We start from the raw sequence: 15099 nt of genomic DNA on the forward strand, positions 1-15099 counted from the left end.
GCCTAGTGGCGGAAATGACGCATGCCGGTAAAGACCATGGCAATGTCATTTTCATCGGCTGCGGCGATGACTTCTTCGTCACGCATCGAGCCGCCTGGCTGGATCACAGCGGTCGCACCTGCCTTGACTGCTGCCAAAAGGCCGTCGGCGAATGGGAAGAACGCGTCCGACGAAACCACCGACCCTTGCGTGCGCAGATCGCTTTCGCCAGCATTCTTGCCAGCTTCTTCCGCTTTCCATGCGGCAATGCGCGAGCTGTCGACACGGCTCATCTGACCAGCACCGATACCGACCGTCTTTCCGTCTTTGACATAGACGATGGCGTTTGATTTGACGTGCTTGCCAACGCGGAAGGCAAACAGAAGGTCATCAAGCTCTGCCTCGGACGGCTTGCGCTTGGTCACGACCTTAAGCTCTTCGCGTTTCACACGACCCGCATCGCGGTTCTGAAGCAGGTAACCGCCTGCCAGCGAACGCAGGGTCATGTCTTCACCTTCCGGATCGGCCATGCCACCTGTGACCAGAAGACGCAGGTTTTTCTTCGCTGCCAGAACTTCCTTGGCCGCGTCATCGGCATCCGGGCAAATCACGACTTCGGCAAACAGTTTGGCGATTTCTTCGGCCGTCTGTTTATCAAGGGTACGGTTGAGCGCAATGATGCCGCCAAAGGCCGATACCGGATCACAGGACAGCGCCTTGTGATAGGCATCAATCAGGCTGTCACCCTCGGCAACGCCGCACGGGTTGGCATGCTTGATGATCGCAACAGCCGGCTTTTCATCGAATTCGGATACCAGTTCGAACGCGGCGTCGGTGTCGTTCAGGTTGTTAAACGACAGTTCCTTGCCCTGAAGCTGGGTCGCGGTCGCCACACCCGGGCGGTTTTTGCCGTTGGTGTAGAACGCGGCCTGTTGATGCGGGTTTTCGCCATAACGCAGCGTCTGTTTCAGTTCGGCAGAGACATTCAGACGCTGCGGGAAGGTTTCACCAAGTTCACCTGCAAACCAGCTTGAAATCGCCGAGTCATATGCACCGGTGCGCGCAAAGGCCTTGGCGGCCAGAACGCGACGGGTTTCAGCCGTGGTGGCACCACCATTATCATTCATCTCGGCAACGACGCGGTCATAATCGGACGGATCAACAACCACAGTTACGGACTCGTGGTTCTTGGCCGCAGAGCGGATCATGCTTGGGCCGCCGATATCGATGTTTTCGATGCAGGTGTCGAAATCGGCACCCTTGGCAACGGTTTCTTCAAACGGATAAAGGTTCACACAAACCAGATCGATCGGGGAAATGTCGTTATCTTCCATTGCCTGCATATGGCTGGAAAGAGAACGGCGGCCCAGAAGGCCGCCGTGAATCTTCGGATGAAGAGTCTTGACACGACCGTCCATGATTTCGGGAAAACCGGTGTGATCGGCAACTTCCTTGACCGGCACGCCAGCGGCTTCAATCGCGTTGGCAGAGCCACCGGTTGACAGGATTTCAACGCCCTGTGCGTGGAGGGATTTGGCGAATTCGACCAGACCGGTCTTGTCGGAAACGGAAATAAGCGCGCGCGCAATACGAGCAGTCATTGGGTTCGCTTTCATGCATCAATGTGATGAAGGTTGCGGACCCATTGATGATATATCGGCCCACAAAATCAGGAATGCGCATGGCTGCTCGTGCATGCGAAATGAAAGTGTGCGGGCAAACCGGCCTTCAAAAGGGATCGGAAAAAGGTTTATCCAATCCGAGCCGACACATGATCAATGAGTCCGAACCATGTTTCGCGCGGAGCTTTAGCATGTGCGACGCAAAATGTGGACCCCGAATTCTTGCATGGCGGGTTTTAACAATCAGGCCAGCAAACCTTATCGACCAGCAAAAAACGGGACGGCATCGCTGCCGCCCCGTTCCGGTTTTACCAAGTGTTGGATCAGGCAACGTTTTTACGCACACCCAGTGTTTTGAGCGCATCAGCAAGTGAGGCGTGCTCAAGCCCGGCATAAAGCGCAAGTTCGTCGCTAACCGGCGCACCAAGGCATTGTTCGAACACGTCCTGGTTGGATTGTTCTGAATAGTTTTTCTGCTCGTCACTACCAAGATTCGATTGGAAAATCCCGGCCGCACTGACTGGCAGGAAATCCTCGTAAATGATCGGGTCGGCGCGCAGATAGCCCTGATCGACCAGTTCATTGACCGGAGTTGCCGGATCAAGATCGCCTTTCTTGGCGGCACTTAGACCCGCCTTGGTCGGGCTATAGCGGAAGAAGGCCAGCTTTTCGACGCGCAAGGTCTCATAATCATCCGGAAAGGCGCGGAAACGATCCGCCAGTTCTGTTTCGTAATCACGTGCGTTGGATCCACCGGCATTGATCTGCACCGCATGACGGGTCGCGGCCAGAAGCGTGTCATAAAGCTTGCGACCCTCGGCGGTCAGGGCAATGCCGCGCTGCTCGATCTCACCAAAGCGGGCGGTATGGGTGCCCAGTGTTTCATCACGACGATCACCGATAAAGTTCACCCGTTCTTCAAGCGCCTTGAAGCTGGTCTGGCGCAGCAGGATCGGGCAAGACCGTGCGGGCGGGCCTTCGACAATTGCCTTTGGCGTGATGCCGCGTTTGGGCATGTCTTGCTGCACCGCATCGATATCCAGGGTGCGCGGCGTCAGGTGATTGATATGCGGCCCCTTGAAGCAGACCACATCGGCAATCAGGCGATGGGCGTCATGAAGCTTCTGGTAGGTTTCAAGCGTGACGGTCGCATCGCTATGCCAACGGAAAGTTTCCAGTGCCTCGGCAACGAACTGTTCGGCCTGTATACGGGTCAGGCCGCCGTTTTTCTCTGCCAGATAAATCAGCTTAGTGGCATCCGCGGTAAAGATGTTGCGCTTGGCAAGGATGCTTTCGGCTTGATGACGCAAATCCTCGTCCTCGATCAATTCAAGACGCAGGAGCGAGGTAAAGACACGGAACGGATTGCGTTTAAGCGCTTCCTCGTCTATCGGGCGGAAGGCCGTTGAATGTACCGGCACACCGGCAACAGACAGATCATAATAGCCCACCGGATGCATGCCCATGACCGCAAACAGGCGGCGCATATTAAAAAGCTCTTCTGGTTTGCCGAGCCGGATCGCGCCGTGGCGTTCAAGGTCGATACGCTCAAGCTCGCCATTATATTCAAGGCTGTCGGCAAGTTTGGGATTGGCTTCCAGTTTGTTCTGATTGATCTCGTAAACCAGCTCCATCAGGGTGCCGTATTGTGGCACTTCACTGCGATACATGTCGGACATCGCGCTTGAAAACATCGAACGGATTTCATCGGGATGGACAAAGGCGTCTGTCGACATGGGGCCTCCAAAAGACGGAATCACATTGAACCTGTGGAATGGCCTTACTCGGCAAAATCATTCCCATTCATCATCAGGATGGCAAAATATGATCCGGTTTCGGGCATGACAAACGACAATTTGGCACGAATTCATTCCATCAAAGAATGAACGTGCAGATCATTGAAACAACAATTGGAAATGCAGTGAGAAGCAGCTTTTAAGAGGCTGCCTCGGTTTCACTGCCGTTGCTACCTGCAAAGATCGACTTCACACCGATCTCGGGCGGCTGGAATTCCGGCACCAATTGGCTGATCAGCTCCAGCGTTTTGGAAGTGTTGCGGTTGGTGGCACTGTCTTCCAAAGCATCAAAGACCTGCTTGATCAGGCCATAATCCACCACACGCGGGGCAGCCAAAAGCACCCCATCGGTCTCGGTCTGGACAGGCGGTTCGGAATCGTGGAAAAGCTCTTCATAAAGCTTCTCACCCGGGCGCAAACCGGTGACCTTGATTTCCACGTCCTTGTCCGGCTGTAAGCCAGACAGCAGGATCATCTGTCGCGCCAGATCGATGATTTTGACCGGGCGGCCCATATCAAGGACGAAGATCTTCCCGCCCTCGGTCACCCCGTGGCGCCCAAGTTCAGCTGATTGCAAAACAAGTTCCACCGCCTCGGCAATGGTCATGAAGTATCGGGTGATGCCTTCATGCGTGACAGTCAGCGGCCCACCCGCCTCAAGCTGGCGCTTGAACAGGGGCACCACAGACCCGGTAGAACCCAGAACGTTGCCAAAGCGCACGGTGACAAACCGGGTCGACCCGCGCTGATCAAGCGGCAGGGTCTCCAGCGCCTGACAATAACATTCCGCCAGCCGCTTTGATGCGCCCATGACATTGGCGGGGTTCACCGCCTTGTCGGTTGAAATCAGAACCATTGTGCCCACACCGGCGGCACGACAGGCCTCAGCCACATTACGCGTGCCCAGCGTGTTGGTCAGAATGCCTTCATTGGGGTTGTGTTCGACCAGCGGCACATGCTTGTAAGCCGCCGCATGGAACACTATTTCGGGCTTGTAGAGATCAAAAACCTGACCGATGCGGGTTTGATCGCGGACATCCCCTAGGATGCTCTCACGCGGCAAATCCGGATATTTTTCCGCCATTTCCATATCGATGGCGTAAAGCTGGAATTCCCCGGCATCCAATAAGGTCAGGCTGTCCGGGCCATAAGATGCGATCTGACGCACCAGTTCCGAACCAATTGATCCGCCGGCACCAGTCACCAATACCCGCTTACCAGCAATCATTTCTCGCACACGATCGCGATCCAGTCGCGCCTGCGGGCGACCGAGCAAATCTTCAATCGCCACCGGGCGGATTTGCAGCGGATCGGCCAAGCCTTCACGCAGATCGCCCAGCTTGGGCAAACGGGCCAGAGTCATGCCATAGCGATCAGCAATCTCGACCCACTTGGCATTGTCTTCATGACGCAGTGCATCACCACTCAGCACCAATCGGCGCGGCAAGCCATGCCTGCCCTTTTGTAATTTCTGAATGACATCTTCAAGCTGATCGACAGTCGCCAGAACGTCAACACCATGCATGTTGCGACCAACCCGGCCCTGAGTCAGCGAAACGATACCAATGACCTTGAACGGAGTATTAGCAGATCGTTCGGTTTCACGGATGAAGGCTTCTGCCTCATCGCCCGCGCCGATCAACAAGACCGAAACACGTGCTGTTCCCTGACGCACCAGTGCGCGTGCGGTCGATTTGTCCTTGGTAATCCGATAGGTCAGGCGTGCCCCGCCAAGCAAGGCCATCAGAAGGAACCACTGAATGATTGGCGCCGAACGTGGCATCCAGTCCAGACGTGTGGTCAGAAACAGAACAATAAAAAGAACCGCGACAGCAACCGATACGGCCTTGGCAATACGGATCACATCGTTGAGCGATGCATAGCGCCAAATGCCACGATACAGACCGAAATACCAGAAGGACACGGCTGCGATCAGCGTGAAAATGCCAGACGAAAACAGAATATTTTGCGTCGCATAGTAGACCACACCGTCCCCCACCCGAAGATAGAGCGCCAACGGGAAGGAAAGTGCCGCCATGATGATGTCATGGACAAAGGCAATATGGCTTCGCTGAAATAATCGCAGCATGCGGTCCCTTACCGGCAGATTTCTGTTTTTATAAGGATATACCCGCTTGGCGACAGACGGATAAGGGTTTCTTTTCGCGCTCTGCTCACATCAAGTCAAGCAATGCACGTAATAGTCTGATCGATCAGGTGCCGGGTGTTTCGCGAACCGGCATTCTCACCATCATACCGACAAGCCCCAACACAACGATCAGTGCTGCAATCACCCGCATCCAGTCCGGCGTATCACTTTGGGCAAAGCAAACAGCAATCAGAATAAGGTTGCTGGCAAGGATCATGATCGACACCCGGGCATGCGAAAACCCACGCTGGGTGGCTTTCTGATAGAAATGTTCGCGATGCGCTTGCCAGATTTTCTCGCGCCGCAAGGCGCGTTTGATCAGGGTAAATGTTGCATCAAACAGATAATAGGATGGCAAGATCAGTGCGATGGCCCATGCCCCTTCGGAGGCGACCTTTAACAACAGCCATCCCAGAATAAAGCCAAGCGGGATTGATCCGACATCTCCGAGAAACAGCTTCGCCGGATGCCAGTTCCAGATCAGGAACCCGATCATGATCGCAAGAATGCCAAGCCCGATATAGCCAAGCCCGATGAATTGCGGCAACGGCACAAAAAGCGCGAGCACAAAAATCCCAAGGCCGATTGACCCGGCCTCGACCCCGGTAATCCCGTCAATCCCGTCCATGAAATTGAACAGATTAATGAACCACACCCAAGCCAACACCACCAACACGTGATCCAGCCAGATCGGCACCAGTCCACCCAGAACCGGCTTATCAAGGGCCAATATGCCAATGATCACCGCAATAAATTGCACAGCAAAACGCTTGGCCGCGGAGAGGTCATGACGATCATCAAGCCAACTGAGCAACGCGAGCCCGGCACAGGCCCCCAGCATCAGCCATTCACCAATAGCCGAAACACCGGTAAAGGCAAAAACGACCGCAACCAGCACAATCAAAAGCGGCGTCACCGCAAGCCCGCCGCCACGCGGGGTCGGTACAGCGTGACTGGAACGGTGATTTGGCATATCAAGGATCGCCTTGCGCCGCAGATAGTTCAGAACCACCCACGTCAGCAACATCGAGCCGATCAGAAAGATGCTTGCAAAGGTCGCAAGTCCGGCAAAAGTCATCGTTGGATCGCCCTTGTCCCCATCAGATTGATCCACCTGGATTAGCCGGACCCATTCCCTATCGCAAGGCTTTTCACCCTGCCAGCCCCACCATCCTGCCAACATTCCCGACACAGCCGCACAGAGCAGCCATGCCACGCAAAACCATGGTTGATGCTTTACAGTTTGCCATGCTGCGCTTAACTACAGCACATAAACTAAAACCGGAGATATCCCTTTGGCAGAACGTCGTTCACGTCCATCCCCGCGCAATGCCCCCCGCAAACAGGCGGTAGAGGCACCCGATCCGCGCATGCTTGCGCTTAAAACCCTGCAGGAACTGCGCGGCGGTGAAGTGACGTTGGACGAACTTCTGTCAAAGCATGGCTATGGCCTGCCGTCGCTTGATCGCAATTTCCTGCGTCAATTGCTTGGCACCACGCTCCGCCATCTGGGCGAAATTGATGCGGTGCTTGCCCCGCGTTATCAACCACCACAGGACCGGGTCGCAGCACGCTTGACCAACATCCTGCGGCTTGGTGCGGCGCAATTGTTCTTTATGGATACGTCTGACTACGGTGCGGTCGACAGTACGGTCAATCTGGCGCGTGATGCGGGTTTGCATAAATACACCAAACTGATCAATGCCGTTCTGCGTGGGCTGCAGCGTGACGGCTTTGAATGGCCGGAAGGCGTTGAAGATTGGCAGCTCAACATCCCGGCATGGCTGCGCGGATCCTGGAAAAAGGCCTATGGCGCCGAGATCGCCCAGGGCATCGCCGAAGCAAGCCTTGGCCACGCGATGCTGGATCTGTCGATCAAGGATCGCAGCCAGACCGCCGAGTGGGCGGAGAAGATGGATGGCATTGTCCTGCCGACCGGGTCGGTGCGGCTTGAACCGGGTCGTCGTATCCGCGATCTGCCGGGTTACAAGGATGGCGACTGGTGGGTGCAGGACGCAGCCGCCGCCATTCCGGCAACCCTGTTTTCGGCCTACAAGGACAAAACCATCTATGACCTTTGCGCCGCACCGGGCGGCAAGACCATGCAGATTGCATCCCTTGGGGCGAGTGCAATTGCGGTCGATAAATCCGAAGGTCGCCTGAAACGCGTGTTTGAAAACCTAGAGCGTGTATCGCTTGGTGCGGCTATTGTCACCGGCGATGCCACCGATCTTGCGCCTGATACGCCACGTGCCGATGCGGTTCTATTGGACGCACCCTGTTCTGCGACCGGCACCATTCGCCGCCATCCGGACATTCTGCTGCGTCAGAATGACAAGCTGATGCAATCGCTTCTTCCCATTCAGACCAAGCTGCTTAATCAGGCGGACAAGCTTTTGAATGTCGGTGGTGAGCTGATCTACTGCACCTGTTCGCTGCAACCCGAAGAAGGCGAATATCAGGTCAAATCGTTCCTGGCGGATCATCCGAACTATGAACGCAAAGCCATCACCGCCGACGAACTGGGTGGTTGGGATGAGGCGATCAACGATGCAGGTGAATTGCGCATTCTTCCAATCCATATGACCGATTTTGGCGGCATGGATGGCTTTTTCTGTGCCCGCCTTGTCAAAAAGTCCTGATTTTCCAACACAAGATCACGGTTTGACGCACACAAGGCAGCCATGAGTCCCATTCGGGTGACATAAGGGGCAATCTGGGGTATGAAGGCCGCGCATTTCCCATATCCCGCATTGCTTCAGGACCTGTGACGCATGACCACGTCAAATATTAAAATCGCACCTTCGATCCTTTCGGCGGATTTCGCCCAGCTTGGCGTTGACGTCCGCGCTGTTGACGAAGCCGGTGCTGACTATATCCATATCGATGTGATGGATGGTCACTATGTACCGAACATCACGATTGGCCCGGACGTGGTCAAGGCGCTGCGCCCACACAGCGACAAGGTGTTTGATGTGCATCTGATGATCGCGCCTGTCGACCCCTATATCGAGGCATTTGCCAATGCCGGTTCTGACATCATCACGATCCACGCCGAAGCTGGCCCGCACCTGCATCGCTCGCTGCAGCTGATCAAGTCACTGGGCAAAAAGGCTGGTGTCTCGCTCAACCCGTCGACCCCGGAAAGCGTGATTGAATATGTCATGGACATGGTCGATCTGGTTCTGGTTATGACCGTAAACCCGGGCTTTGGTGGCCAGAAATTCATTCCGAGCCAACTTGAGAAAATCAAACGCATCCGCAAGATGATTGATGCCACCGGCCGCGATATCGACCTTGAAGTCGATGGTGGCGTAAACCCGGAAATCGCGCCCAAGGTTATCGAAGCTGGCGCCAATGTTCTGGTGGCTGGTTCCGCCACCTTCAAAGGCGGCCCGTCTGAATATGCCAACAACATCAAGGCTATCCGCGGCGCGTAACTCGCTGCCTTGCTGATCGCAAAAACAAAAAAAGGCCGGGGCACAATGCTCCGGCCTTTTTCGTGTCTGCTTTAAGCGCGTTCAGATCAGAAATCTATGCAGCGGCCCTTGTTTTCCCAATCGCCAAAGCGGGTCGGCTCCGGACCTTTGGGTCCGCCAATCTCGCGGGCCTTGGCGGCGGCTTCCTTGGCGGCCTTGGCTTCGGCAAGCGCATTGATTGCATCCTGAGACAGTTGTGGTGCGGCTTCCGCCCCCGCAATCTCATCAGGTGCCGGATTTGTATCGGCCTGCGGCTCTGCCTTTTCCTTGGGTACTTCGTGGATGACGGTTTCACGGAATTTTCCAGCCATCTTTCCTTATCCTGAAATGCTTCTGAGTTTGGAGTTTAGTGCAGCCAGTCTGTTCTGCAGACCATACGGAAGCAATTTCACGATAGACTTCCGGAGCTTGAAGATCGGAGGTGCAATATCCGGAATTTTAGCATTCGCATCGACCTTGGTTGCCTTGATCGCTTCCGGCAATTTGTTAGCAACTGTCTGCTTCACATATAGAACAATGTTGTAGCGATACCAAAATGAAACATCGTGAAAGCCCTTCAATTTCGGGCGGATACAATCATATGCTTCATAGCCTTCGTCACGGAAGAACGAGCGCCACTCGTCGTACTCCCGCTCGTTCATATGAAACTCCCCTCCCTGCCCAGGAGGAGCGGCCGAGAAAATCACAACATCGGAGTGGCGGGTGAGGGATTGCACGAATTGGCGAGAGCTCTCAGGGCTGAGATGCTCAGCAACCTCCAGGCTACACGCCACGTCGAAACGGCGCCCAAGATCAACTGCTTCATCCAGATTGCGTGCAAAAAACGCCTCTTTGGAAATGTGAAGAGCATCAGTATTGACGTAATCACCATCAACACCGACAACATCTTCAACACCATTTAGTAACCAGCACTTCAACCAAACGCCCTCAGCACAGCCAAAATCGGCAACACTTTTACAAAACGGCAGAAGTTCTCTGAAAACCGGCACAACCTTTTGTGCTGATTTCCATGAGATCCCCGATGTATAGGCGAAAAAATCATCGTCATATACGTTTTTGTAGTTCTCAGCGCCCGACATTAACTGTTCACCTGATTTTTAGCCTTAGTTCAAAGCACAGGAATAGCGCCCCGATGCGAAATCGGCAAGCTTCAAGCAGATCAGTATGACATGCACAAACCCACATGATTTCAGGCCTTTGGAATCAAACAGGGAATCCTGATGTGGATGCGGACAAAAATTTGGGGAAAACAGACTCTTTCCCGGCGCGCTCAAAGCCGCTATTCCAAGCGTACGAGCAAAACAAGGAGAAACCATGCGTCCAATTCCACAGCGTATCGCCGAAGAACTTTCGGTTCGTCCGGAACAGGTCATTGCCACCATCGAGATGCTTAATGAAGGCTCCACCGTTCCGTTCATCGCCCGTTACCGTAAAGAAAAAACCGGCGGGCTTGATGACACCCAACTTCGTACGCTGGAAGAACGCCTGCGCTATCTGACCGAGCTTGAAGAACGTCGCGCATCCGTGCTTGAAAGCATCCGCGAACAGGAAAAGCTGACGCCGGAACTTGAGGCCGCGATCAACGAGGCAGACACCAAGACACGTCTTGAAGATCTTTACCTGCCCTATAAGAAAAAGCGCCGCACCAAGGCCCAGATTGCCCGCGAAGCCGGGTTGGAGCCGCTGGCAGATGCACTGTTTAACGACCCGACGCTTGATCCGGAAACCGAAGCCGCCAAATTCGTTGATGCCGAAAAAGGTGTTGAGGACACCAAGGCTGCCCTTGATGGTGCGCGCCAGATCCTGATGGAACGCTTTGCCGAGGATGCCGACCTTGTTGCCAAGCTGCGTAACCATCTCTGGAATGAAGGTGAAATCACCGCATCGGTGATCGAGGGCAAACAGGCCGAAGGTGCCAAGTTCTCGGACTATTTCGAGCATTCCGAAAAAATCAAAACCTGTCCGTCACACCGGGCACTGGCGCTTTTCCGGGGTCGCAACGAAGATATCCTGCAACTGAAACTGACCCTTGGCAAAGAAGACGAAGACCGTCCGCGCAGTCAGCCGGGCCGCGCCGAAGTCATGATTGCCGCCCATGTCGGTATTGCCGACAAGGGTCGGGCGGCGGATAAGTGGCTGATGGATACTGTGCGCTGGACCTGGCGCGTCAAACTGTCGCTGTCGATTGAGCTGGATCTGTTTGGCACCCTTCGTGACTCCGCCGAGGAAGGTGCCATCAAGGTCTTTGCCGACAACCTGAAAGACCTGTTGCTCGCCGCCCCCGCCGGGCAAAAAGCCACCATGGGTCTTGATCCGGGTGTGCGTACCGGGGTCAAGGTCGCAGTGGTTGATGCCACGGGCAAGCTGGTCGATACCGCAACGGTTTATCCCTTCCAGCCACGCAATGACGTCGAAGGCGCGATCAACACCATGGCCGCACTGGCGGCCCGCCATCAGATCGAACTGATCGCGATTGGTAACGGGACGTTTTCACGTGAAACCGACGAACTCGCCGGTCAGATGCTTAAACGCTTCCCAGCACTCAAGGCCACCAAGGTGATCGTCAACGAAGCCGGTGCGTCTGTTTATTCCGCATCGCAGTTTGCCGCAGAAGAATTCCCCGACCTTGATGTTTCGCTCCGTGGTGCAGCCTCGATCGCACGCCGCCTGCAAGACCCGCTGGCAGAACTGGTGAAGATCGAGCCGAAATCCATCGGGGTCGGGCAATATCAGCATGACGTATCGGAAACCAAACTGGCCCGGTCGCTTGATGCCGTGGTTGAGGATTGCGTGAACGGTGTCGGCGTTGACCTTAACACCGCCTCCATCCCGCTTTTGACCCGTGTGGCAGGCCTGACCGAAACGCTGGCGCGCAATATTGTTGGGTATCGCGACTCCAATGGCGCGTTCCAATCGCGTGCGGATCTTAAAAAGGTCGAGCGTCTTGGACCAAAGGCGTTCGAGCAATGTGCGGGCTTTTTGCGCATTCGTGGTGCGAATAACCCGCTTGATGCATCGGCTGTGCACCCGGAAGCCTATCCGCTGGTCGAAAAGATCAGTACCAAGGCCGCCAAGCCGTTGGCTGAACTGATCGGCGATTCGGCCTTTATCAAGACACTCCGCCCCGAAGATTTCGCCGATGACACATTCGGTGTTCCGACCATCCGCGACATCATTGCCGAGCTCGACAAACCCGGCCGTGACCCGCGGCCGGAATTCAAAACCGCCAAATTCACCGAAGGTGTCAACGAGATCAAGGATCTACGTACCGGCATGAAACTTGAAGGTACGGTCACCAACGTCACCAACTTTGGGGCGTTTGTTGATATTGGTGTGCATCAGGATGGCCTTGTCCATATTTCCCAACTTGCTGACAAGTTCGTCGAAGATCCCCGTCAGGTGGTCAAGGCCGGTCAGATTGTGTCGGTCACTGTCATGGAAGTTGATGCGCCGCGCAAACGTATCGGGCTTTCGATGAAATCCGCACCGGATTACGAAGCCACACGTGAAAAGCGCGCCGACAATCGCGGCGATGCACCGCGCGGCAACCGTCCGCAGCATTCATCAGGCCCGCGCCATCAGGGCGGCCAAGGTCGTGGCAATGCCGGTGGCAACGCTGGCGGTGATGGCGGTGCAATGGCCGCCGCACTCAAGGCCGCGATGGAACGTCGCAAGTAACCTGTCGCAAAAAGTCTTCGAAACGGCGGGATGGCATATACCATTCCGCCGTTTTTCTTTTGCCCAATCATGCCGATTGGATGAATTGACAGAAGACGGTTTAAAACCCATGTTGAGCACTCACCAAGGGGAGCCCCGACAAGGGGGCTGAGAAACTGCCGCGCAGTGACCCTTTGAACCTGATCCAGTTCATACTGGCGTAGGGACGGTGCGAACGCGGATCACGACGTTTTCCATCTTTCCGACTTCGAACTGGGTCTCCATACGCAAAGTTTCTGCATTGGAGCCTCGACATGACGACTGAAACCTCCCAGACCGCGACTGATCTTTTTGAACGCATGCGTGCCACCAATCCGTTGGTTCAGTGCATCACCAACTATGTTGCGATGAACTATGCTGCCAATGTTTTACTGGCCGCTGGCGCCTCACCCGCGATGGTTCACACACCAGAAGAATCCGGTGAATTTGCTGCGATTGCCGGGGCTCTCACGGTCAATATCGGCACCCTTTCGCCCAACTGGGTCGAAGGCATGATTGCCGCGGCCAAGGCAGCCAATAGAGCTGGCAAGCCATGGGTGCTTGATCCGGTGGCGCATTTTGCCACCGGGTATCGCCGCGATGCCGTGGCAGAGCTTTTGAAACTCAAACCCACCGTCATTCGCGGCAACGCATCGGAAATCATTGCGCTTGGCGGCGGCCAAAGTGCTGGTCAGGGTGTCGATAGTGGCGATCCGGTCGAACAGGCTGAAGAAGCCGCACGCGGCCTTGCCATCGCACAAGGTGCCATTGTTGCTGTTACGGGCGAGGTTGATTTTGTCACCGATGGCAAACGATCCGTGCGCATTGCCGGTGGATCGGACCTGATGCCGAAAGTCACCGCCACAGGCTGTTCGCTGACGGCGCTTGTTGGCGCCTATCTTGCGATTGCACCCGATCAGGCGTTTGAAGCCACCGTTGCCGCCCTTGGCAATTTTGCCGTGGCGGGCGAAATCGCCGCCAATACGGCAAACGGCCCGGCATCCTTCATGACAGCCTTTATCGATGGCCTGCATCGCCTTGATGGCGCGACTTATGCCAAGAACCTTCGGATCAATGTTCTATGAAGTCGTTTGATCTGTCGCTTTATCTCGTGCTTGATCCCGATCTGTGTCGCGACCATTCGATGGTGGAAACCACGATGGCCGCGATTGCAGGCGGTGCCACCCTCATTCAGCTGCGCGATAAAAAGGCCGGGACCGAGGGCCTCATTCGCGTTGGTCGGGAATTGATGAAGGCGATGGAAGGCACAAACGTGCCACTGATCGTGAATGACGATATTGATGCCACCATTGCCATTGGTGCACATGGCCTGCATGTCGGTCAGGATGATCTGCCTTCGCAGATTGCCCGCGACCGCCTTGGCCCGGACAAGATTATCGGCCTTTCGATTGAAGGCGAAGATGTCGCGCAAAAGGTGGACAGCACGATTGTCGATTATGTCGGCATCGGCCCGATATTTGCCACCGCAACCAAGCCCGACCATAAACCGGCGATCGGCTTTGACGGGCTTGAAAAACTGGTGCGGATGGTCGGCCTGCCATCGGTTGCGATTGGCGGGCTTAAGGGTGAACACGCCCTGCCGGCACTTGAAAGCGGTGCTGACGGCATTGCCGTTGTCTCGGCGATTTGTGGTCAGACTGATCCCGAACAGGCCACCGCATATATCGCTAAAAAACTCAAATCAGCGCGGACCTATCTGTCGCAGTAACCTTGGGCTTTCGCGGTTCCGATCTGCAATGATCAGGGCTGTTATAGGGCGCAAAACGCATGGCTGTTGCGCCCAAATAACAATGACCGGCACGGAAATGCCCCATTTGCGCCGTTAATTTTTCGGCTTCGTAGCGCAAGTTATCAGACATCAACCAAGAACAACCGCGCGAGGAAGCCATGCTGAGATCTCTGCGTAGTAAGCCGGTTGCCATTGCCCTGATTGGGCTTATGACGATCACGACAGCCGGGCTGGCTGCAATCAAGGTCGCACCCAAACCGACCACCGACAGCGTTACCATCCATTCCGAAATGGTTCGCGGTGAAGTAACGTTGCGCCACCCGGATGGCACCATCGCCATCAGGCGTGATTGCGTCCGGTTCCCGTGCAAGATTGACATCTCGTCGCTTAAACGCGGGGACTACGATGTCACACTGACAAATGGCGACGAAAGCCAGAAGATGGTAGGACTCTACAAAGAGTAGGCATCCCGCCTGCGCCACGACCCAAACCGTTCAAATTTTTCCGGAAAATCCGGGAACGTTTTGATGGCCTGAATGTTCATCATATATCGAACCATTCAAAGGTAATGTGGCGATGCGTTGCATAAACGCTCGTGCGTGCTAGATAAAGTAGCACGGGTAACGAC

12 protein-coding genes and 1 riboswitch are annotated in these 15099 nt (G+C 55.2%); of the genes, 6 read left to right on the forward strand and 6 right to left on the reverse strand.

Annotated features, from left to right (window positions below; all coding sequences use genetic code 11):
* Nucleotides 1–2: 2 nt before the first annotated feature.
* The 4 genes from purH to TH4_RS04540 all read right to left on the reverse strand — a co-directional run bounded on the left by purH (nucleotide 3) and on the right by TH4_RS04540 (nucleotide 6624).
* Nucleotides 3–1580, reverse strand: coding sequence for a bifunctional phosphoribosylaminoimidazolecarboxamide formyltransferase/IMP cyclohydrolase (gene purH / locus TH4_RS04525; RefSeq protein ID WP_064780454.1), 1578 nt, complete (start codon nucleotides 1578–1580; stop codon nucleotides 3–5).
* A 344-nt stretch (nucleotides 1581–1924) separates the two neighbouring features.
* Nucleotides 1925–3337 (reverse strand): 2-oxoadipate dioxygenase/decarboxylase HglS, encoded by a 1413-nt coding sequence (hglS, locus tag TH4_RS04530; RefSeq protein ID WP_064780114.1) that lies wholly within the window; start codon nucleotides 3335–3337, stop codon nucleotides 1925–1927.
* A 199-nt stretch (nucleotides 3338–3536) separates the two neighbouring features.
* Nucleotides 3537–5486 carry a polysaccharide biosynthesis protein gene (locus TH4_RS04535; RefSeq protein ID WP_064780115.1) on the reverse strand — a complete coding sequence of 650 codons (1950 nt, stop codon included), beginning with the start codon at nucleotides 5484–5486 and terminating at the stop codon, nucleotides 3537–3539.
* Nucleotides 5487–5610: 124 nt separating this feature from the next.
* Entirely contained in the window at nucleotides 5611–6624 is a 1014-nt protein-coding gene (locus tag TH4_RS04540) for an MraY family glycosyltransferase (RefSeq protein WP_064780116.1), read from the reverse strand.
* A gap of 217 nt (nucleotides 6625–6841) precedes the next feature.
* On the opposite strand from TH4_RS04540, the gene TH4_RS04545 reads away from it, so the two are divergent.
* Nucleotides 6842–8188 carry an RsmB/NOP family class I SAM-dependent RNA methyltransferase gene (locus TH4_RS04545; RefSeq protein ID WP_064780117.1) on the forward strand — a complete coding sequence of 449 codons (1347 nt, stop codon included), beginning with the start codon at nucleotides 6842–6844 and terminating at the stop codon, nucleotides 8186–8188.
* Nucleotides 8189–8320: 132 nt separating this feature from the next.
* The gene (gene rpe / locus TH4_RS04550; protein ID WP_064780118.1) at nucleotides 8321–8986 is read left to right on the forward strand and encodes a ribulose-phosphate 3-epimerase; all 666 of its coding nucleotides are present in this window, start codon (nucleotides 8321–8323) and stop codon (nucleotides 8984–8986) included.
* Between the two features lie 86 nt (nucleotides 8987–9072).
* Here the strand turns inward: rpe and TH4_RS20445 are convergent, their stop codons facing one another.
* On the reverse strand, nucleotides 9073–9336 hold the full coding sequence (locus TH4_RS20445; protein WP_064780119.1) for a DUF1674 domain-containing protein: 264 nt from the start codon (nucleotides 9334–9336) through the stop codon (nucleotides 9073–9075).
* 6 nt (nucleotides 9337–9342) lie between these two features.
* Nucleotides 9343–10104 (reverse strand): methyltransferase domain-containing protein, encoded by a 762-nt coding sequence (locus TH4_RS04560; protein ID WP_064780120.1) that lies wholly within the window; start codon nucleotides 10102–10104, stop codon nucleotides 9343–9345.
* A 235-nt stretch (nucleotides 10105–10339) separates the two neighbouring features.
* Here TH4_RS04560 and TH4_RS04565 point away from each other — a divergent pair, with 235 nt between their 5' ends.
* From TH4_RS04565 to TH4_RS04580, 4 genes are all read left to right on the forward strand, one after another.
* Entirely contained in the window at nucleotides 10340–12703 is a 2364-nt protein-coding gene (locus TH4_RS04565; RefSeq protein ID WP_064780121.1) for a Tex family protein, read from the forward strand.
* Between the two features lie 116 nt (nucleotides 12704–12819).
* A riboswitch (TPP riboswitch) is annotated at nucleotides 12820–12926 on the forward strand.
* A gap of 70 nt (nucleotides 12927–12996) precedes the next feature.
* Nucleotides 12997–13806 (forward strand): hydroxyethylthiazole kinase, encoded by an 810-nt coding sequence (gene thiM / locus TH4_RS04570; protein ID WP_064780122.1) that lies wholly within the window; start codon nucleotides 12997–12999, stop codon nucleotides 13804–13806.
* Nucleotides 13803–14450 (forward strand): thiamine phosphate synthase, encoded by a 648-nt coding sequence (thiE, locus tag TH4_RS04575; RefSeq protein WP_064780123.1) that lies wholly within the window; start codon nucleotides 13803–13805, stop codon nucleotides 14448–14450. The genes thiM and thiE overlap by 4 nt, the downstream gene beginning before the upstream one ends.
* A 179-nt stretch (nucleotides 14451–14629) precedes the next feature.
* Nucleotides 14630–14935: a hypothetical protein gene (locus TH4_RS04580; RefSeq protein ID WP_064780124.1), complete on the forward strand. Its 306-nt coding sequence runs from the start codon at nucleotides 14630–14632 to the stop codon at nucleotides 14933–14935.
* Nucleotides 14936–15099 lie beyond the last annotated feature (164 nt).

It is taken from the genome of Thalassospira tepidiphila MCCC 1A03514 (genome assembly GCF_001662875.1).
GTDB lineage: Bacteria > Pseudomonadota > Alphaproteobacteria > Rhodospirillales > Thalassospiraceae > Thalassospira > Thalassospira tepidiphila.